We start from the raw sequence: 20,758 nt of genomic DNA on the forward strand, positions 1-20,758 counted from the left end.
TCTTTGTTGGCGATAAGGAGCAGGCTATGAAACTGATCGGCAGCTACACCAGTCCCTTTGTGCGCAAAATATCGGTGATCCTGCTGGAAAAGCGCATCCCTTTTGAATTTGTCAACGAATCCCCCTACAGCGAAAGCAACGGCGTGTCGCGCTATAACCCGCTGGGCAAAGTGCCGGTGCTGGTGACAGATGACGGCGAATGCTGGTTTGACTCTCCGGTTATCGCGCAGTATCTCGAGCTGCTGGGCGTGGCGCCGCCGATGATCCCCGCCGATCCCAGAGCCGCTCTCAGGATGCGCCAGCTTGAAGCGCTGGCAGATGGGGTGATGGAGGCCGCCCAGGCGCTGGTGCGCGAAAAAGCTCGCCCTGCGGCCCAACAGTCAGAGCAAGAGCTGCTCCGCCAGCGGGAGAAAGTGGCGCGCGGCCTCGACAGGCTGGAAGCCTGCGCGGCGGACGGAACGCTACGCGGCGACGAGGTCAATCTGGCGACCATCTCTACGGCCTGCGCCATTGCCTACCTGAACTTTCGCCGGGTGGCGCCGGGCTGGTGCGCCACCCGGCCGCAGTTGGTGAAGTTGGTGGATGCGCTGTTCCAGCGCGCCAGCTTTGCGCGCACCGAACCGCCGCGGACTTGACCCAGGCAGGTAACAGTTTGCGCAAGGAGGCGTTACAATCGCCGCTGATTGTTGACTCCCTCTCCCGTCGGGAGGGGGGAAAATAACTTACCGCTAGGCCCATTCATGACTACCGAAATTCGTGCGCTTTATACCCGGCTTCCGGCCATTGACCGCTTACTCCGCGACCCCGCTTTTTCCTCCCTGCTGGCGCAGCACGGCCATTCGCAGGTGGTGACGCAGCTGCGCCAGATGCTGGACGAGGCGCGGGAACAGATCCGCCAGTGTCAGACACTGCCTGACTGGAGCCATGACTGGCTGAGTGCCTGCGCGCAGCGGCTGACCGCCAGCCGGCAGAGCGCCCTGCGTCCGGTGTTTAATCTCACCGGTACGGTGCTGCACACCAATCTCGGGCGCGCCATCCAGGCTGAGGCGGCGGTGGAGGCGGTCGTCAGCGCGATGCGCGCGCCGGTGACGCTCGAATATGATCTCGACGACGCCGGGCGCGGCCATCGCGATCGCGCTATTGCCGATCTGCTGTGCCAGATCACCGGCGCGGAAGATGCCTGTATCGTGAACAACAACGCGGCGGCCGTGCTGCTGATGCTGGCGGCCACCGCCAGCGGCAGGGAGGTGGTGGTCTCCCGCGGCGAGCTGGTGGAGATCGGCGGGGCGTTCCGCATTCCCGACGTGATGCGTCAGGCAGGTTGTCAGCTGCACGAAGTAGGCACCACCAACCGCACCCACGCCAAAGACTATCGCCAGGCGGTGAATGACAATACCGCCCTGCTGATGAAGGTCCACACCAGCAACTACAGCATTGAAGGCTTTACCAAAGCCGTCGACGAAGCGGAGCTGGCGGTCATCGGCCGCGAGCTGGACGTCCCGGTAGTGGCCGACCTGGGCAGCGGGTCGCTGGTGGATCTCAGTCAGTATGGCCTGCCGAAGGAGCCGATGCCGCAAGAGATGATCGCCGCCGGGGTGAGCCTGGTCAGTTTCTCTGGCGACAAGCTGCTCGGCGGCCCGCAGGCCGGAATTATCGTTGGCAAACGCGCGCTGATTGCCCGCCTGCAGAGCCATCCGCTGAAGCGGGCCCTGCGCGCGGATAAAATGACTCTCGCGGCGCTGGAAGCCACGCTGCGCCTCTATCAGCATCCGGAAGCGCTGCGGGAAACCTTACCGACGCTGCGCCTGCTCACCCGCCCGGCGGACGAGATCCGCCGGCAGGCTGAACGCCTGCAGCCTGCCCTGGCGGCACACTATGCTGATTTTGCCGTCAACGTGGCAGCCTGCCAGTCGCAGATTGGCAGCGGCTCGTTACCCGTCGACCGTCTGCCTGGCGCGGCGTTGACCTTTACCCCCCATGACGGCCGCGGCAGCCGGCTGGAGGCTTTGGCGGCCCGCTGGCGCAGGCTGCCATGCCCGGTGATTGGCCGCATTTATGACGGCCGGCTCTGGCTGGATCTGCGCTGTCTGGAAGATGAAACCCGGTTTATGGAGATGTTGTTACGATGATTATTGCCACCGCTGGACATGTTGACCACGGCAAAACGACGCTGCTGCAGGCGATAACCGGCGTGAATGCCGATCGTCTGCCGGAAGAGAAAGCGCGGGGAATGACGATCGATCTCGGCTATGCCTACTGGCCGCAGCCGGACGGGCGGGTGCTGGGGTTTATTGACGTGCCCGGGCACGAAAAGTTTTTGTCCAACATGCTGGCGGGGGTGGGTGGGATCGACCATGCGCTGCTGGTGGTGGCCTGCGATGACGGGGTGATGGCGCAAACCCGCGAACACCTGGCGATCCTGCAGCTGACCGGAAAGCCGACGCTGACCGTGGCGCTCACCAAGACGGACCGCGTGACGGCCGCCCGGGTGGCGGAGGTTCAGGCGGAGGTCGAGCAGGCCCTGCGCGAACTGAGCTTTGACGCCGCCGCTTTCTTCCCCACCGCGGCGGTGGAAAACCTCGGTATTGCCGAACTGCGCAGCCATCTGCTGCAGCTTGCGGAGCGCCCCCATCCGCAGCAGCGGCGTTTTCGCCTGGCGCTGGATCGCGCCTTTACCGTCAAAGGGGCGGGGCTGGTGGTCACCGGGACGGCGCTCTCCGGCGAAGTACGGGTCGGGGATACCCTGTGGCTTACCGGCGTCAACACGCCGATGCGCGTCCGCGGTCTGCATGCCCAGAATCAAGCGGTTGAGCAGGCGCAAGCCGGGCAGCGTATTGCGCTGAACATTGTCGGCGATGCGCAGAAAGAGGCATTGCACCGCGGCGACTGGCTGCTCTCTTCCCCGCCGCCGGAGCCTGCAGAGCGGGTGATTGTCGAACTGCAGTGCCATACGCCGCTCAGCCAGTGGCAGCCGCTGCATATTCACCACGCTGCCAGCCACATCACCGGCCGGGTGTCGCTCCTTGAGGGCGACCTGGCGGAGCTGGTGCTGGATACCCCGCTGTGGCTGGCGGATAACGACCGGCTGGTACTACGCGATATCTCTGCTCGCTTGACGTTGGCCGGCGCACGAGTGGTGACGCTGGATCCCCCGCGCCGCGGCAAGCGTAAACCGGAGTATTTGCAGTGGTTGCACGCCCTGGCGGCGGTTGGCGCTGACGATGCGCAGGCCCTGGAGCTGCATCTGCAGCGGGACGCCGTCCGGCTTGAGCGCTTCGCCTGGGCTCGGCAGCTGAGTGAAACCGGAATGGCGGCCTTGATCCAGCGGCCTGACTATCTGCAGGCCGGACAGCGCTTGCTTAGCGCGCCGCTTGCCGCCCGCTGGCAGCGAAAATTGTTGGATGCCCTGGCGCGCTACCATGAACAGCATCGCGACGAGCCCGGCCCTGGCCGGGAGCGTCTGCGCCGCATCGCGCTGCCGATGGAAGATGAAGCGCTGGTGCTGCTGCTGATTGAGCAGATGCGCGAGAGCGGCTTAGTCCGCAGCCATCACGGCTGGCTGCATCTGCCCGAGCATAAAGCCGGGTTTACCGACGAGCAGCAGGCGGTCTGGCAGAAGGTGGAGACCCTGTTCGGCGATGATCCCTGGTGGGTGCGCGATCTCGCGCGCGAAGTCCATGTGGAAGAGTCCCTGATGCGCGCGGTGCTGCGCCAGGCGGCGCAGCAGGGGATAATTACCGCGATCGTCAAGGATCGTTACTACCGCAACGATCGCATTGTGCAGTTCGCCCAGCGGGTGCGCGAGCTGGATCAACTGCGCGGGTCAACCTGCGCGGCGGATTTTCGCGATACCTTAAACGTAGGGCGGAAGCTGGCGATCCAGATCCTGGAGTATTTCGATCGGATTGGCTTCACCCGCCGTCGCGGCAACGATCATATCCTGCGCGATAAGGCTTTGTTTCTGTAATCATTAACGCCTGCTCCCCGGCGGACAGCGAACGCTGTGTTGCCGGGGAAGAGGAGGTCGCGCTGTGCCGGGCCTTATTCGGCTTCCCGTACCCAGATACGCATTTCGCCTTCTCCGCGGTTTGCCCAGCTAAACCAGGGAATAAAGGTCAGCGTCTGTGAATGGGGGGTGGCCAGCGGGTGATCGTAGCTCCAGAGATTCTGCGCGTCGGCGTTTTCTGCATGTTTTCTGTAGCCTGGAGCCTGAATCAACATGTTGCGAGCAAACAGCCCCTTTCCTTCAAACACCGTGAACATGGCATCGCGTGGCAGCAGCAGGTTATGCAGCGCTTCGCCGTTATCAGCTTGTTCGAGACAATAGACCAGTGGACCGCGCTGCAGCGCGACCTGGCCTGCCTGGTGACGAACAAGCGGATTGCCATATACCCGGCGAACCGGCATCGGCAAGGTAAGCATCAGGGTGTCACCTTCCTGCCAGAGATGATGGATATGCAGATAGCCCTGGCGAATATCCTGCGTGACCGGCGCGCCGTTCAGGGTGATGTGCGGACCCTCGCACCAGTCAGGTAGACGCAGCGCCAGCGTATGGTTCACTGTTGACGGTGATTCGATGACAATTTTGACCTGTTCCCGCCAGGGATAGTCACCGCTGATACGCAGGCGTAACGTCTTTTCCCCAACCGGGATCTCGACCTGATTGCCGACATAGAGATTGATATACAACGCCTCCTCGCGTGGCGTGTAGATATAATGCCCCAGTGAGGTCAGAAGACGAGCGATATTCGGTGGGCAGCAGGCACAGCCGAACCAACGCTGACGAACAGGCTTAACATGGTCATAAATATGATTGAATTTTAAAGACTTAGGCTGCACTTCCAAGGGGTTGACGTAAAAGAAATGTTTACCGTCCAGCGCCATACCGCCCAGAACGGTATTGTACAGCGCGCGCTCCATTACATCAGCATATTGGCTGTCGGCTTCCAGTTCCAGCATGCGGCGCGCGAACATCATCAGCCCGATAGAGGCGCAGCTTTCCGCATAAACGGTATCATTCGGCAGGTCGTAATCGCTGCTGAAGGCTTCCCCGCTGCTCTGTGAGCCAATGCCGCCCGTAATATACAGCTGACGCTGGACCATGTTTTTCCATAACCGCAGGCAATCCTGGCGTTTGCCTTCGTTCTTGCTCAGGCGCGCAAGGTGCGCTACGCCGGCCATTAAATAAACAAAGCGAACCGCGTGACCCACAGCGGTGGTCTGTTCGGCAAGCGGCAAATGCGCCTGGCTGTAGGGTTTATCCATCACCATCCACGCCGGCCCATAGGTATTCCAGAAGGAAGTTTTGCCGCGTTTTTCATACTCGATGTCATAGAAATGCGGCTGTGTCCCACGCTGTTCAACGAAGTAATTAGCCAGCGCCATATAGCGTGGTTCCTGAGTCACATCGTACAAACGCATTAACGCCAGCTCTATTTCAGGGTGTCCCGGGTAGCCGTGCAACTGATTGTCGTCGGGGCCAAACACGCTGTCGATATGATCGGCGAGGCGACATACCACCTCCAGCAAGCGGCGTTTACTGGTCGCCTGGAAGAATGCCACCCCAGCCTCAATCAGGTGACCGGCACAGTACAATTCATGGCATTCGGCGAGATTGGTCCAGCGTTCCCCGGGCGCTTTCACCGTAAAATAGGTGTTCAGATAACCATCTTCACATTGCGCGGCGGCAATCAGCTCAATCACCTCGTCGGCGGTTTTTTCCAGTTCCGCATCTGGCTTCTGGCACAATGACCAGGCGACGGCCTCCAGCCATTTCGCCACATCGCTATCCTGGAACACCATTCCGTAGAATTCTCCTGCCTGCTGACCTGCGGCGATACGGAAGTTTTCTATCGCATGGCTGGGCTCAGCCTCGGCGATCCGGTCATTTAGGGCCTCCCACTGGTAGGGAATGACGACATCACGCACCAGTTGCTGATACTGACCCAGAAACGGATCGTTAACTTTCAGTTTGTGCAGATCGACTTCCATGATTTCTCCTTAAGACTGAACGTGACGTGCGCGCAGATCGGCTGCAATACGCGACATCATGGGATTGTTGAGCTTGCAGGCGCGGATAGCGAAGGCCAGCAACAGATGGAACAGCGCGGGCAGCAGGGTTTCCATCGCCGTGATCCCCGATAGTGAGGATGGAGTCTGGTTGCTGGCGCCGGGTTGATAAGCGACGTAGATAAATACCAGGCTGATAATGCCCGCACTGGAGGCCCATGCCAGCTTGATAAAGAACAGGTTGAAAGCAAAGTTCATCCCCGACGAACGGACACCCGTCTTCCATTCGCCATAATCATCAGAGAAGGCCATCAACGAAAAATGCAGCGGTAGGGTAAAGCCCAGGATGATGCCATTGCCGAGAATGACCGCCAGCCACAGCGTTTGCCAGGACGGACCGGTGGGCAGGAACCACATTCCGACCGCCAGTAAGGCCAGTACCACATTGGTGTAGTAATAGAGCTTGACGGTATCAACGTGGCGCGACAGCCAATTGACGATCGCGGCGCCCAGAATCGAGGAAAAGGTGACCATGGTGAAAAACAGCGATGTATAGCCAGTAGAGCCGCCGAGTACATAGGTAATGAAGTACATGTAGCCGCCACCGCGAATGTTAAACACGTTGATCAACAGGAATGACATCGCCAGCATGAGTAACAGCTGATCGTTTTTACGCAGACCGGCGATATGTTCGCGCAGGGTGAATTTGCCGAGCATCTCCAGGGAAACACGCTCTCGTACCCAGAAAAAGCAGCACAGAAACATCACCGCCGCGATGGCGCACAGTACGCCGACACCATACTGATAACCCTGGGCGGTATTCCCCTGACCGAGCGCTTTTACCAACCACGGCAGGCCCACGGAGACCAGGAATCCTGCCACACCGCATAGTATAAAGCGCCATGCCTGGCAGGAGATCACCTCGCTATGGCGAGTGGTCATCGTATTAATGAGCGCGCAGTAAGGGACGTTAATCGCGGTATAGCTGACTGAAAGCAGCAGGTAAGTGCCGAAGGCCCAGGCGATTTTTACCCCCATGCCGGCATCCGGCACGGTAAAGGTCAGCACGCCGATCGCTGCAATCGGAACCGCAATCCATAGCTGCCAGGGGCGAAAACGTCCCCATCGGCTTTGGGTCCGATCGGCGAGGGCGCCCATGATCGGATCGGAAATAGCATCAAACACGCGCAGCGCAAGGAACAGAGTACCGACCAGCGCCGGGGTGAGCCCAAAGACGTCAGTATAGAAAAAAGTGAGAAAGTTCATGATCAGGCAGGTGATGACCGTTCCACCGGCGTCGCCCAGACCATAGCCTATTTTTTCACGGAGAGATAATTTGTCGTCCTGCATGTGCTTCGTGAGGTCGCTTGTCGTAATCGGAGCCGTAGTCATAAATAACTCCCGAAGAGAATGTTCAGAATTATTCCGCTGTCTGGCCGGCGGACATTTTTTGTCTTTTGCAAATACATTAATTATTTTGCACCGAATAAACGAGGCAACAAGGGAAGGGAAAAGTATAAAAAGAGAACGATTCCGACTTTGTCATAAAAATGTGATTCCGATCCGGAAAGGCGTTAATTTATGATTAATAATCAGTTGGAAAGAGATGTTTTATCGTTTCGTTAGCGGAAAATTAAATATATATGCTTGAATTATCCATGTCTCTTCCGATTCGCGTACAAAATGGCGGCTTATTTATTTCCCGTGGTGTCGGCAGCCATCCGGCGCGTAAACTGCAATCCTGGGAAATTATTTTTGTCGAAAAGGGAACGTTAACGATTTGCGAAGAGGATGAAATATTTAACGTTAATGCAGGGGAAAGTTTATTGCTGTGGCCAGAACGTTCTCATGTTGGGGTGGGGGAATTTCCCGCCGACCTGAAATTTTATTGGCTGCATTTTGAAGTACTGACGGAGAGTGTCCGGTCTCTGCCGCCAGCGCTGCTTAACGTTCCGCAACATACCCGCGTCAGCGATCCACAATACATTATTTCGCTGTTTCGCCAGTTTCTTCGTGAACAGGAGAACATTCACCGCAGCCTGGCGCTGGAGCTCCTGTTATTGCTGATACTGCAGCAGATTGCTGCGGCGGCAAGCGAAAAACCGGACGACAGTCCCGGTGCTGCGCTGGCCTGGAAAGCGCAGCAGATCATCCATACCCGTTACCACTTGCCTGTTTCAGCCTCGATGCTGGCGAAAGAGCTGCACTGTAATGCGGACTATTTAGGACGCGTGTATCGTCACGTTTTCCGCGTGACGTTGACCGAAGCGATCCATCGTCAGCGGGTCAGAGCGGCGGAAAAGCTGTTGATCAGCGATTCACTGTCGTTGACCGAAGTCGCGGGTCAGTGTGGCTTTAATGACGTCGGTTATTTTCGCAAGATCTTTCGTAAGCACACCAGCCTCACGCCTGCCGCCTGGAAGCGCCGCTACTGTAAGGAGCACATTAATTCAGCGTAATGAAAAATCAGTTGTGCTAGTGACTAAAAACAGCGCTGATTCCATTCAGGATCAAAGCGCGGGCAGGGACTATTCTGGCACCCTGCGGTTTTATCCCCAGGGAGCAGAGGATGAACCGGTTTCTTATTGCTAATGCCCAACAGTGTATTGGCTGTCGTACCTGTGAAGTGGCCTGCGCGGTGGCGCACCAGCAGGCGCAGGATGTGTCCATGCTGTCGACAAGCCATTTCGCGCCGCGGATCCGGGTGGTGAAAAGCGGCGAGATATCAACGGCGACGGCCTGTCGGCAGTGCGAGGATGCCCCCTGCGCCAGCGTCTGCCCGCAGGGGGCGATTCGTCTGGAGGAGGACGTCTGGTGGGTCGATCAGCGCCGCTGCATCGGCTGTAAAAGCTGCATGGTGGCCTGCCCGTACGGCGCGATGACCGTCACGGCGGTGAACCAGCAGGCGCAGGCGCTGAAATGCGATTTATGCCACCACCGCGCCGAGGGGCCGGCCTGCGTAGCCGCCTGCCCGACGCAGGCGCTGCGGGTGATGGCTCCCGCGGAGCTGGAGGCGCTATGCGCGCAAAAACGCCAGCGGCTGGCGCTGGCGTGAGCGGGTCCGCCGACGGACGTTACCCGTCAGCAGCGTCAGGAATTACGCTTCCTGTTCGCGCCAGGCGAATTCAACCTCTTCGGCGAGAATTTTCACCCCGGCCTCGATTTTTTGCGGGTCCGGCACATAGTTCATGCGCATGCACTGGTGGGTATGCGGCCACGGTTTATCGAGTCCCGGGAAGAAGTAATCCCCCGGCACCATCAGCACGCCGCGCTTTTTCAGCCGCTGATACAGCAGCTCGGTGGAGATCGGCAGATCCTTAAACCACAGCCAGAGGAAGATCGCCCCCTCCGGTTTGTGAATAAGGCAGCGCTCCTCCGGCAGATAGCGGCGAATAATGGCGATGGTCTCCTGCACCCGCTGGTAATAGAAGGGTTTGATCACTGTCTCTGACAGGCGCAGCAGATCCTGACGTTTAATCATTTCACACATCATTGCCGGCCCGATACCGCCGGGCGCGAGGCTGATAATGCCGTTCATGTTGCTGATGGCGGTAATGATTTTCTCGTTGGCGATGATAATCCCGCAGCGGCTGCCCGGCAGGCCCAGCTTGGACAGGCTCATACACAGCACGATGTTCGGATTCCACAGCGGTCGGGCGTTGCTGAAGATTATGCCCGGGAACGGCACGCCGTAGGCGTTATCAATCACCAGCGGGACCCCGTGCTGATTCGCCAGCGCATCCAGTTTGATCAGCTCTTCATCAGTGATGACGTTGCCGGTCGGGTTGGTGGGACGCGAGACGCAGATCATCCCGGTCTCCTCCGTCACCTGCAGATGCTCAAAATCAACGTGGTACTTGAACTGGCCTTCCGGCAGCAGTTCGATATTCGGCCGGGTGGCAACGAACAGATCCTCTTCCAGGCCGGCATCGGCATAGCCGATATATTCCGGCGTCAGCGGGAACAGCACCTTGCGGGTGGTGCCATCTGCCCGACGCCCTGCGAACAGATTAAATAAGTAGAAAAATGCGCTCTGACTGCCGTTTGTTAGCGCAATATTCTGTGGTTCTATCTCCCAGCCCAGTTCGTCGCGCAGCATCTTCGCCAGCAGGCTCAGCAGCTCGCTCTTGCCCTGCGGACCATCATAATTACAAAGCGCATCAAGGGCTTTGCCATTATCCAGCATGTCGGAGAGCAACTGCTGGAAGTAGTCATTCATCTCCGGGATCTGAGCGGGGTTGCCGCCGCCCAGCATAATAGCGCCCGGCGTGCGCAGACCGTCATTAAGGTCTTCCATCAGGCGGGTAATGCCTGAATGACGGGTGAATTTGTCGCCGAAAAGGGAAAATGTCATCGCGAATCGTCTGTCGGTGGTTCTGGAAAGTGGCTAACCATAACGCCAGCGCCAGCGTGGTGCAAATCGAAGGGAAGAGGGGTATTTTTGTTTTTATCCTGTGAATCGATATTTTATCAGCGTATTGTTCTGAATGGCTCCCCGCCGGGCAGGGAGCCACTCCTGTATTACTGCTGTTGTCCGGCCCAGATGACCATCACTTTGTCTTCACCGCTCTCGCGCACGAATCCGTAACCCCGCGGCATCGACAGCGTTGTCTGTTTGCCCATGCCGATCGCCGGATGGCGCGCGCGGAACTGGCCGATCTTCTGCCAGTGGGTAACGCTGCGGGCCGCTTTACCGTTGACATCCTGCCAGTTCATCTCTGAACGGGTGCCCTGCAGCGGGTCCGAGCCGGTGGGGCCGAACGGGCGCGACGACTCGTCACCATAGAAGATCTGCACGGCGCCAGGGGCCAGCAGCAGCAGCTCTGCCGCCGTGGTGCCACCTTCGCGGAACAGGCGCGTATCGTGTGAGGAGAGGTAGCTCAGCACGTTAAAGCTCTGCAGCTTGTCCGCCATTTGCTGCCAGGTGAGGTCAATGTTGGCCATGCAGGTCGCCGCTTTCGCCGCCTGGTCCTGATAGTCGAAATTGATCATCGCATCAAAACCGTGGCGATAGTAATCGCTCTCCATCACCCCGTGTCCCCAGGCTTCCCCGGTCATCCAGAACGGCGCCGCATCCAGCGCTTTATCCGGATTGGCTTTTTTCCACTCCGCCAGCGCGGCGGTGGCCTGGGTTTTTAACTGCTGCCAGGCATCCATCTCCACATGTTTAGCGGTATCGACGCGGAAGCCGTCGATGCCGTAGTCGCGCACCCACTGGCTCAGCCAGTGGGTCAGGTAGTCGCGCGGCGTATAGCCCGGGATCGCCTTCGCCGCAGTGTCCGGTTTATGGCTATAGAAGTTCGGCAGGCCCGACGCCTCCTTCGATTCGGTTTTCAGGTCCGGCAGGAAGGCCAGCGACATGGTGAGGTCGTCATAGCCCGGGTTGTCGTAATCGCCGATATCGGTGCGGATCCACTTCTTACCCCACCACTTCTCCCAACCGGCCTTGTCGCTGAAGTTGATATAGTCGTTAAAGCTGTGCCAGGTCTGGCCCGCGCCGGGCTTCCAGTCCGTCCAGCGCTCGCCGAGGGTTTTTTTCAGCTCATCCCCTTGCAGATACAGGGAGCCGAACTGGAACTCCTGCATGTCGGCCAGGGTGGCGTAGCCGGTATGGTTCATCACCACGTCGAACAGAATACGTATTCCGCGCTTATGCGCTTCATCCACCAGCCGGCGGAGATCCGCTTCGGTCCCCATGTTGGCGTCCAGTTTCGACCAGTCCTGAGTGTAATAGCCGTGGTAGGCGTAGTGCGGGAAATCGCCTTTCGTCCCACCGCCGACCCAGCCGTGGATCTGCTCGAGCGGGGAGCTGATCCACAGGGCATTGACCCCCATCTGCTGCAGATAATCCAGCTTGCTGGTTAATCCCTGCAGGTCGCCGCCGTGGAAGGTGCCTATCTCCTGCATGCCGTCTTTATGTCGGCCATAGCTATTGTCGTTGGCCGGGTTACCGTTCACGAAGCGGTCGGTCAGGACGAAGTAGACGGTGGCGTTGTGCCAGTCGAACGGCGCCGGCGCGGCCGTCTCGGCGCGCTCAAGCAGCAGCAGGCCATTGCTGCCGAAGGCGGGCTGCAGAGTGATTTTGCCGCCGCTGACAGTCGCGACATTGCCGCTGTAAAAATCGCGAACCTTACTGCCCTCGGCGAAGGTTTTGCTAACGTCGATGGTCAGAGGTTTTCCATCCCACTTCGGACACTGGCGGATCTGCGGCGCTGCGGCGCTGGCCTCTTTTTCCTCCAGCGAAATCATCATCGTCGGCGTGCCGGAGCGGGTATCCACCTCCAGGGTATACAGGCCCTGGCGGAAGATGCGCCATTGCGGCGGCGTGCCGCGACAGGGTTCCATGGAGAGCATCTGGTTGAGCTTAATGCCGCCGGAAGGCTGCCAGCACTGTTGGTCAAAATTTAGCTGCAGGGGACGTGTACCCTTCTCAACCACTTTCTGGCTGATGAAGCGGCCCGTCCCTTCTTCGGTGAAAGCAGGGAAGTCGGCGGTGGTCCAGGCGGCAAAGGCCATCCCAGGCACGAATAACGTGGCAAGCGCAGCGAGTTTCATTGCGGGATCCTTGAGCGGTTTTTATCTAGTGTGCCTTGTTGCCGCAAGGGTGAACTCCTCCCGGCGGACGTTTTGCCAGGAGGATGAAAAGGGGTGAGTGACACCGCTCAAAAAATAGGCTAAAAATGAGACGAAGCTAGCATTTTCGCGCTGGCGATGCGGCGCAGAAACCGATTTCAGATGACAGCAATTCGGAATTGGACTATTTCTGTTGATGCCCTCAGTGCGTATTTTTGATACTATTAGCGATTCAGCTATCGTTTTTTTGTGAAAAACAAGGTGTTGGAATGCATATATCCGACCAGGAGACCTGATGATATCGAATCCCATACGACGATATGGGGCCGCCATACTTATGTTACTAACCTGCGTCTTTTCAGGTAGTGTGTTGGCAACAACGCACACAGCAACAAAGAGTCATAAAGCCCCAACGGTTAAGAAGATCAGTAGTACTAAGGTAAGCAGTAAACAAGAGTATTCTCGCAATAGTGTAAAGAGCAGTTCACTTCCTGACTTGCGAAAATACCCTTCCGGAACACCAAGGAAAAAAGCGTTTCTCCGGACGGTCATGCCTTATATTACCAAGCAGAATCAGGCGATTACTGCGGATCGTAACTGGCTTGTTTCCAAGCAGTACGATGCTCGCTGGTCGCCGAGCGAAAAGGCGCGCCTGAAAGATATCGCGACGCGTTACAAGGTGAAGTGGTCAGGCAATACGCGTCATGTGCCATGGAACGCGCTGCTTGAGCGTGTCGACATTATTCCGAACAGCATGGTTGCGACCATGGCGGCGGCGGAAAGTGGCTGGGGTACCTCTAAGCTGGCGCGTGAGAACAACAATCTGTTCGGCATGAAGTGCGGCGCTGGTCGCTGCCGCGGCGCGATGAAAGGCTACTCGCAGTTTGAGTCGGTGGAGCAGTCGGTACAGGCTTACGTCACCAACCTGAACACCCACCCGGCCTATTCCTCTTTCCGCAAATCGCGCCTGCAGCTGCGTAAGGCGGATCAGGAAGTAACGGCCAGCACCATGATTCATAAGCTGAAGGGGTATTCGACCAAAGGGTCGAGCTACAACAACTATCTCTTCGCGATGTATCAGGATAACCAGCGGTTAATTGCCGCGCACATGTAATGTGCTTATCTACGTCATTATTAATGCCCGGCGCGCAAGCCCGGGCATTTTTCTTTGCTCTCTACATCATGACTTCACTGTGCCGGTCACGGTACTCTTTCGGCGTCACGTCGTACTCCTTCTTAAACACCGAATAGAAATATTGCAGCGACGGGTAGCCGCACATCTGCGAAATCTCATTGATCGACAGGCTGGTGGACACCAGCAGGCTGCGCGCCTTTTCCAGTTTCTCGCTGTGGATCACCGTGTGGATGGTCTCCCCCACTTCCTCTTTAAAGCGTTTCTCCAGGTTGGAGCGTGAAATGCCGACGGCGTCGAGCACCTGCTCCACCTTGATGCCTTTGCAGGCGTTGTTGCGAATGTAATGCATCGCCTGAATCACGGAGGGGTCGTTTAACGACCGGTAGTCGGTGGAGCGTCGCTCAACGACGCGCATCGGCGGGATCAGCTGGCGCTGCAGCGGGAGCGCCTCGTTATTCAGCAGCCGGTGGAGTAATTTTGCCGCCTGATAACCCATCTGGCGGGTGCCCTGGGCGACGGAGGAGAGGGCGACGCGAGAGAGATAGCGGGTCAGCTCTTCGTTATCGATGCCAATAACGCACAGTTTCTCTGGCACCGGGATATGCAGCAGCTCGCAGGCCTGCAGGACGTGGCGGGCGCGGGCGTCGGTGACGGCGATGATGCCGGTTTGCGGCGGCAGCGTTTGCAACCAGTCGGCGAGCCGGTTTTGCGCGTGCTGCCAGTTTTCCGGCGCCGTCTCCAGCCCCTGGTAGACCACGCCGCGATACTTCTCCTTCGCCACCAACTGGCAGAAGGCGTACTCGCGCTCTACTGCCCAGCGTTTACCGCTGGAGGTGGGGAGTCCGTAAAACGCGAAGCGGTGTACTCCTTTTTCCTTCAGATGAAGAAAGGCGCTTTCCACCAGCGCGGCGTTGTCCGTGGCGATATAGTGGACCGGCGGGTACTGCTCTGGCTGATGATAAGAGCCGCCGACGCCGACGATGGGGACGTTGACATCGGCCAGTAGCTTTTCGATTTCGGGATCGTCATAGTCGGCGATAACGCCATCGCCTAACCACTCTTTGATGTTTTCGATTCGCGCCCGAAAATCCTCTTCAATAAAGATATCCCACTCCAGCTGGGAGGCCTGCAGATACTCGCCGACACCCTCAACCACCTGACGGTCATAAGCTTTGTTGGCGTTGAATAACAGCGTAATACGGTGACGCTTTTCAAACATAGATGATGTTCCTGCTCTAACCCCGGTCATACCCCTTCATTCATGATGTTGCCGATGGCCTGGCTTTCTCATTCACCCCGGCCACGTACGCGATACGCGGCCGGGATGCGCCGTCTGCAACCCGAATGCTGTTGGGTATACACTACCGGCTAATGCCCGAGATATTTCAAGCGCCTTATGGCGAAGTTTGGCGGTAGCGCAAAGAATTCAGACATTCTTCAGAGAGCGCTTCCTTACGCGCGCCGCTTGGTGGCGGAGTCCATCCACACCGCCAGCAGCAAAATGGCGCCTTTGACGATATATTGCCAGAAGGTGGCGACGTCCATCATGCTCATGCCGTTATCCAGGGCCGACATAATAAACGCCCCCATTACCGCCCCGGCGACGCTGCCGATCCCGCCCGCCAGGCTGGTGCCGCCGATAACGCAGGCGGCGATGGCGTCCAGTTCGGCGATGTTGCCCGCCGAGGGCGACCCCGCGCCGAGGCGCGAGCTGAGGATCAGTCCGGCAATGGCGACCATCAGGCCGTTAATGGCAAACACCGCCAGCTTGGTGCGCTCGACGTTAATCCCGGACAGGCGTGCCGCCTCCAGGTTGCCGCCGATGGCGTAGATGCGGCGGCCAAAGGCGGTACGAGTGGCCATGAACAGCCCTGCCAGCAGCAGGGCGGCGAGGATCAGTACCGGCGTCGGCACACCGCGATAGTCATTGAGCAGCCAGATTGCGCCCAGCACAATCACCGCGGTAATGGCCTGGCGGCCAACGGCGGCGGTGGAAGACGCGGTCGCGAGACCTAACGCCTGCCGGCGCATCCGTCCGCGCCACTGCCAGATAATGAACGCCGCCATGCCGACAACGCCGATGCCAAAGCCAATGCCATCTGGCAGGTAGCTTTGGCCGATCTGCGCCATCGCCGGGCTGGTGGGCGAGACGGTGGTCCCGTTGGTGATGCCGATCAGAATGCCGCGAAACGCCAGCATCCCGGCGAGGGTGACGATAAACGAGGGAACCTTACGATAGGCCACCCACCATCCGTTCCACGCGCCGAGCAGCAGGCCCATCACCAGCGTCACCAGAATGGTGAGCGGCAGCGGCCAGCCGAGCCAGACGTCAAAGATCGCTGCCGCGCCGCCGAGAAGCCCCATCATCGAGCCGACGGACAGGTCGATTTCTGCCGAAATAATCACAAACACCATGCCGACGGCGAGGATGCCGGTGATGGCCGTCTGGCGCAGCAGGTTGGAGATATTGCGTGCGCTCAGGTAGGCGCCATCGGTAACCCAGGTGAAAAACAGCATAATGACGACGATCGCGGCGATCATCACGAAGACCTGGAGGTTAAGCCCCTTCAGCGCCGGCAGGGCGGTAGGGGCGGTTGGAGTAAGTTTGATTTCAGACGACGTGTTCTTCGACATGGCGTTCGCTCCTCAGCGCGGCTTCCATCACCTGTTCCTGGGTCAGATGTTGATTAACCAAATTGGCTTTTAGCCTGCCTTCGTGCATGACCAGCACCCGATCGCTAAGACCAAGCACCTCGGGCAGTTCGGATGAAATGACAATGACCGCGATGCCCTGCTGCACCAGCTGGTTAATCAGTTTATAAATTTCATACTTCGCCCCGATATCGATGCCGCGGGTGGGTTCGTCGAGGATCAGAATGCGCGGATTAAGCAGCAGACAGCGGGCCAGAATCGCCTTTTGCTGGTTGCCACCGCTCAGGCGGCCAATCGCCAGCTCCGGCGAGGAGGTTTTAATTTTCAATCGCTGAATGGACTGCTCAATACAGTGCTGCTCGGCGGCGTCGTCCAGGCTGCTCATCGCGCCGGTGAACTGGCTGAGCGCTGCCAGGGTAATGTTCTTACCTACCGCCATTACCGGCACGATACCGTCTTTTTTGCGGTCTTCCGGCACCATGGCGATGCCGTGGCCAATGGCCTGCTGACAGTTAGTGATGCTGACCGGCTGGCCATCAATAAAAATCTCCCCCTGCCAGCGCCCCGGCCAGACGCCGAACAGGCACTGCACCGCCTCGGTCCGTCCGGCGCCGACCAGCCCGGCGATGCCGAGGATTTCCCCGCGACGCAGGGAAAACGAGACGTCGTTGACCCGTTTAATATGACGGTTTACCGGGTGCCAGGCGGTCAAGTGTTCGACCCGCAGGATCTCCTCGCCGTGGGCGTGCGGTTCGCTGGGATAGAGCGCGGTGAGCTCCCGGCCAACCATCATGGTGATGATGTCGTCTTCGCTCATGCCGCTGGCGTCGCGAGTGCCGATGTGCTGGCCGTCGCGGATCACGCAGATTGTATCGGAGATCGCTTTGACCTCATTGAGCTTGTGCGAAATATAGATGCAGGCGATATCGTGGTTTTGCAGATCGCGAACGATCGCCAGCAGCGTCGCGGTCTCTTGTTCGGTTAAGGAGGCGGTCGGTTCGTCGAGGATCAGCAGGCGAACCTGTTTATTCAGCGCCTTGGCGATCTCCACCAGCTGCTGCTGACCGAGGCCGAGGTCGCCGACGCGGGTGTCGGGCGAAATGGGCAGATTGACCTGCGCCAGCAGCTTCTGGCAGCGCAGCGTCATGGTTTCATAATCCAGCAGACCGTGGCGGGAGATCTCGGCGCCGAGGAAAATGTTCTCCAGCACGGTGAGATGTTTCACCAGCGCCAGCTCCTGATGAATAATGGCGATGCCTTTGCGTTCGGTATCGCGAATATGGTTTGCCTGCAGCGTTTCGCCGGCAAAAATAATCTCCCCCTCATAGCTTCCGTGCGGATAGATACCGCACAGCACTTTCATCAGCGTCGATTTTCCCGAACCATTTTCACCGCATAACGAGACCACCTCGCCAGCGTTCAGGCGCAGGCTGACATTATCCACGGCCTTAACGGCGCCGAAGGTTTTGGTGATGTTCTTCATTTCGAGTAGCCAGGCCATAAAGACTCCGAAAAGTGATATCCGGCGGGATGAAAATGACGCCCCGCAGCGGGGCGTCAGCCATTACAGTTCACTCTTTTTATGGAAACCGTCTTTAATCACCGTGGCGTCGATATTCTCTTTATTCACTTCAATTGGCGTTAACAGGCGCGAAGGGACATCTTTTAAACCGTTATTCAGCGTAGTGTCAGACTTCGGCTGCTTATCGTTGCCCAGCTCAACGGCGATTTCGGCGGCGTTGGTGGCCAGGGTGGTAATCGGTTTATAGACGGTCATCGTCTGGGTACCGGAAATAATGCGCTTCACGCCCGCCAGGTCAGCATCCTGACCGGAGATCGCCACTTTGCCGGCCAGCCCCTGGGCGGTTAAGGCCTGGATGGCGCCGCCGGCGGTGGCGTCATTGGAGGCAACCACGGCGTCGATTTTGTTATTATTCGCCGTCAACGCGTTTTCCATTATTTTCAGCGCGTTTTCCGGCAGCCAGCCGTCAACCCACTGATCGCCGACAATCTTAATTTTGCCCTCATCGACATACGGCTTGAGGACCTTCATCTGCCCGGCGCGGAACAGTTTGGCATTATTATCCACCGGCGAACCGCCCATCAGGAAATAATTACCCTGCGGCACTTTGTCGACCAGGCTTTGCGCCTGCATTTCGCCGACTTTTTCATTGTCGAAAGAAATATAAAAATCAATATCAGCATTATTAATCATGCGATCATAGGCCAGGACTTTAATACCTTCCTGTTTGGCCTCTTTAATAACGTTGCTGAGCACCTGACCGTTATAAGGAATAATGACTAAGACATCGACGCCGCGGTTGATCATGTTTTCAATTTGCGACATTTGCGTTTCTTCATTGCCATTGGCGGACTGAACAAAAACTTTGGCGCCTAAGGATTCCGCTTTATTGACGAAAATATCGCGGTCTTTCTGCCAGCGCTCCAGACGCAGATCGTCGATGGCCATGCCAATCTTCACTTCTTTCGCCATCCCCGCCATGCTGGCGAGCAGGAGGGAGCTGGCGCAAAGCGTAAGGCAAAGGTTCTTTATCTTCATAATAACGATACCTTTTTTGTAAGGGTAGGTAAGACGAACGGAAAATAATGTTTGATACATGAGGTTGCGGATACGTTACAGATTCTTAACGCGGAAAGCAGGGCTGGCAATTACCGGTTTTTATTTTGCGGTTATGAAATTTCGTTTAATGCGTAAATTATGACGGCGATCGTATTTTATTCATGCACACTCTTATTATTGCACTGGACTTCTCTGACAGGACGGCAGAAGAACGAGCAGATATTATTTTTTGCGAGCTAGCGCACGTTTGTGGATTCTCTCAATGGCGGTGTGAAATAACGTAATTGAGGAAAATGAAAGCGAAATTCTATATTGGCTTAAACCCGTCATACTTCAAGTTGTAGGTGTGTTGGTGACATTCGTTGCTTCGCCCCCTGGTTATCGGGGACTCGCGCTCCTGCCGCCTTCCTGCAACTCGAATTATTTAGGGTACCTGATTGGTTATTCGCCGCATCTCTGAATATGGAGTTCTCTATGCAGACCTATTTCGATCAACTCGATCGCGTTCGTTACGAAGGCCCGAAATCCACTAACCCGCTGGCTTTCCGTCATTACAACCCGGATGAACTGGTGCTGGGCAAACGGATGGAAGATCATCTGCGTTTTGCGGCCTGTTACTGGCACACTTTCTGCTGGAATGGCGCCGATATGTTTGGCGTGGGCTCCTTCGATCGCCCATGGCAGCAGCCTGGCGACGCCCTGGAGATGGCCAAACGCAAAGCCGATGTGGCGTTCGAATTTTTCCATAAACTCAACGTGCCTTACTACTGCTTCCACGACGTTGACGTCTCGCCGGAAGGGAGTTCGCTCAAGGAGTACAGCAATAACTTCGCCCGGATGGTCGAGGTACTGGCGGAGAAGCAGCAGCAGAGCGGCGTCAAGCTTCTGTGGGGGACCGCAAACTGCTTCACCAACCCGCGCTACGGCGCTGGTGCGGCCACCAACCCGGACCCGGAAGTGTTCAGCTGGGCGGCCACCCAGGTGGTCACCGCCATGAATGCCACCCATCAGCTGGGCGGCGAAAACTATGTTCTGTGGGGCGGTCGCGAGGGCTATGAAACCCTGCTGAATACCGACCTGCGCCAGGAGCGTGAACAGATTGGCCGCTTTATGCAGCTGGTGGTGGAGCATAAGCACAAAATCGGCTTTAAAGGCACGCTGCTGATCGAGCCCAAACCGCAGGAGCCTACCAAGCATCAGTATGATTATGATGCCTCTACCGTTTACGGCTTCCTCAAGCAGTTTGGCCTGGAAAAAGAGATTAAACTGAACATTGAAGCCAACCATGCGACCCTCGCCGGCCACTCTTTCCATCATGAGATCGCGACGGCCATCGCGCTGGGGCTGTTCGGTTCCGTCGACGCCAACCGCGGCGATCCGCAGCTGGGCTGGGATACCGACCAGTTCCCGAACAGCGTCGAAGAGAACGCGCTGGTGATGTATGAAATTCTCAAAGCGGGCGGCTTCACCACCGGCGGCCTCAATTTTGATGCGAAAGTGCGCCGTCAGAGCACCGACAAATATGATCTGTTCTACGGCCATATCGGCGCGATGGATACCATGGCGCTGTCGTTGAAGGTCGCGGCGCGGATGATCGAGGACGGTGAACTGGATAAACGCGTGGCCAAACGCTACGCCGGCTGGAACGGCGAGCTGGGGCAGCAGATCCTGAACGGGCAGATGACCCTCAGCGACATTGCCCAGTATGCCGTTCAGCATCAGCTGGCGCCGCAGCATCGCAGCGGCCAGCAGGAACAACTGGAAAACCTGGTCAACCATTATCTGTTTGACAAGTAATCATGCGGCGG

At 57.7% G+C, this 20,758-nt stretch carries 15 protein-coding genes; 7 read left to right on the top strand and 8 right to left on the bottom strand.

Annotated features, from left to right (window positions below; translation table 11 throughout):
* Nucleotides 1-26 precede the first annotated feature (26 nt).
* From ACQUTP_RS15745 to selB, 3 genes are all read left to right on the top strand, one after another.
* A complete protein-coding gene (locus ACQUTP_RS15745) occupies nt 27-635 on the top strand; it encodes a glutathione S-transferase (RefSeq protein ID WP_004205033.1) in 609 nt (202 codons plus the stop codon).
* A 105-nt stretch (nt 636-740) separates the two neighbouring features.
* Nucleotides 741-2,129: an L-seryl-tRNA(Sec) selenium transferase gene (gene selA, locus ACQUTP_RS15750; RefSeq protein ID WP_004205032.1), complete on the top strand. Its 1,389-nt coding sequence runs from the start codon at nt 741-743 to the stop codon at nt 2,127-2,129.
* Nucleotides 2,126-3,967 (top strand): selenocysteine-specific translation elongation factor, encoded by a 1,842-nt coding sequence (selB, locus tag ACQUTP_RS15755; protein ID WP_096833888.1) that lies wholly within the window; start codon nt 2,126-2,128, stop codon nt 3,965-3,967. Before selA ends, selB begins: the two co-directional genes overlap by 4 nt.
* 74 nt (nt 3,968-4,041) lie before the next feature.
* Here selB and ACQUTP_RS15760 read toward each other — a convergent pair whose 3' ends face one another.
* Nucleotides 4,042-5,991 carry a glycoside hydrolase family 127 protein gene (locus ACQUTP_RS15760; protein WP_049004407.1) on the bottom strand — a complete coding sequence of 650 codons (1,950 nt, stop codon included), beginning with the start codon at nt 5,989-5,991 and terminating at the stop codon, nt 4,042-4,044.
* A gap of 9 nt (nt 5,992-6,000) precedes the next feature.
* A complete protein-coding gene (locus ACQUTP_RS15765; RefSeq protein WP_096833890.1) occupies nt 6,001-7,401 on the bottom strand; it encodes an MFS transporter in 1,401 nt (466 codons plus the stop codon).
* 251 nt (nt 7,402-7,652) lie between these two features.
* On the opposite strand from ACQUTP_RS15765, the gene ACQUTP_RS15770 reads away from it, so the two are divergent.
* Both ACQUTP_RS15770 and ACQUTP_RS15775 read left to right on the top strand, forming a co-directional pair.
* Nucleotides 7,653-8,468, top strand: a complete 816-nt coding sequence (locus ACQUTP_RS15770; RefSeq protein ID WP_096833891.1) for an AraC family transcriptional regulator — start codon at nt 7,653-7,655, stop codon at nt 8,466-8,468.
* 110 nt (nt 8,469-8,578) lie between these two features.
* Nucleotides 8,579-9,064 carry a 4Fe-4S dicluster domain-containing protein gene (locus tag ACQUTP_RS15775; protein WP_053809874.1) on the top strand — a complete coding sequence of 162 codons (486 nt, stop codon included), beginning with the start codon at nt 8,579-8,581 and terminating at the stop codon, nt 9,062-9,064.
* 42 nt (nt 9,065-9,106) lie between these two features.
* Here ACQUTP_RS15775 and avtA read toward each other — a convergent pair whose 3' ends face one another.
* The gene (gene avtA / locus ACQUTP_RS15780; protein ID WP_004205026.1) at nt 9,107-10,363 is read right to left on the bottom strand and encodes a valine--pyruvate transaminase; all 1,257 of its coding nucleotides are present in this window, start codon (nt 10,361-10,363) and stop codon (nt 9,107-9,109) included.
* A gap of 167 nt (nt 10,364-10,530) precedes the next feature.
* The gene (locus tag ACQUTP_RS15785) at nt 10,531-12,564 is read right to left on the bottom strand and encodes an alpha-amylase (protein WP_048326032.1); all 2,034 of its coding nucleotides are present in this window, start codon (nt 12,562-12,564) and stop codon (nt 10,531-10,533) included.
* A 313-nt stretch (nt 12,565-12,877) separates the two neighbouring features.
* Here ACQUTP_RS15785 and ACQUTP_RS15790 point away from each other — a divergent pair, with 313 nt between their 5' ends.
* Complete coding sequence (locus ACQUTP_RS15790) at nt 12,878-13,696, top strand: protein bax (protein WP_017900030.1); 819 nt, start codon at nt 12,878-12,880, stop codon at nt 13,694-13,696.
* A 61-nt stretch (nt 13,697-13,757) separates the two neighbouring features.
* Here ACQUTP_RS15790 and xylR read toward each other — a convergent pair whose 3' ends face one another.
* From xylR to xylF, 4 genes are all read right to left on the bottom strand, one after another.
* The gene (gene xylR / locus ACQUTP_RS15795; protein ID WP_004205023.1) at nt 13,758-14,936 is read right to left on the bottom strand and encodes a D-xylose utilization transcriptional activator XylR; all 1,179 of its coding nucleotides are present in this window, start codon (nt 14,934-14,936) and stop codon (nt 13,758-13,760) included.
* A 233-nt stretch (nt 14,937-15,169) separates the two neighbouring features.
* Complete coding sequence (xylH, locus tag ACQUTP_RS15800) at nt 15,170-16,351, bottom strand: xylose ABC transporter permease XylH (RefSeq protein ID WP_017900029.1); 1,182 nt, start codon at nt 16,349-16,351, stop codon at nt 15,170-15,172.
* Nucleotides 16,329-17,870 (bottom strand): xylose ABC transporter ATP-binding protein, encoded by a 1,542-nt coding sequence (locus ACQUTP_RS15805; RefSeq protein ID WP_017900028.1) that lies wholly within the window; start codon nt 17,868-17,870, stop codon nt 16,329-16,331. The genes xylH and ACQUTP_RS15805 overlap by 23 nt, the downstream gene beginning before the upstream one ends.
* A 63-nt stretch (nt 17,871-17,933) precedes the next feature.
* Nucleotides 17,934-18,929, bottom strand: coding sequence for a D-xylose ABC transporter substrate-binding protein (xylF, locus tag ACQUTP_RS15810; RefSeq protein WP_017900027.1), 996 nt, complete (start codon nt 18,927-18,929; stop codon nt 17,934-17,936).
* 495 nt (nt 18,930-19,424) lie between these two features.
* Here xylF and xylA point away from each other — a divergent pair, with 495 nt between their 5' ends.
* A complete protein-coding gene (gene xylA, locus ACQUTP_RS15815; protein ID WP_004205019.1) occupies nt 19,425-20,747 on the top strand; it encodes a xylose isomerase in 1,323 nt (440 codons plus the stop codon).
* Nucleotides 20,748-20,758 lie beyond the last annotated feature (11 nt).

Origin of the sequence: Klebsiella sp. 2-CIP_Kleb., from assembly GCF_050378715.1 — a bacterium.
In the GTDB taxonomy this organism is placed as follows: domain Bacteria; phylum Pseudomonadota; class Gammaproteobacteria; order Enterobacterales; family Enterobacteriaceae; genus Klebsiella; species Klebsiella quasipneumoniae.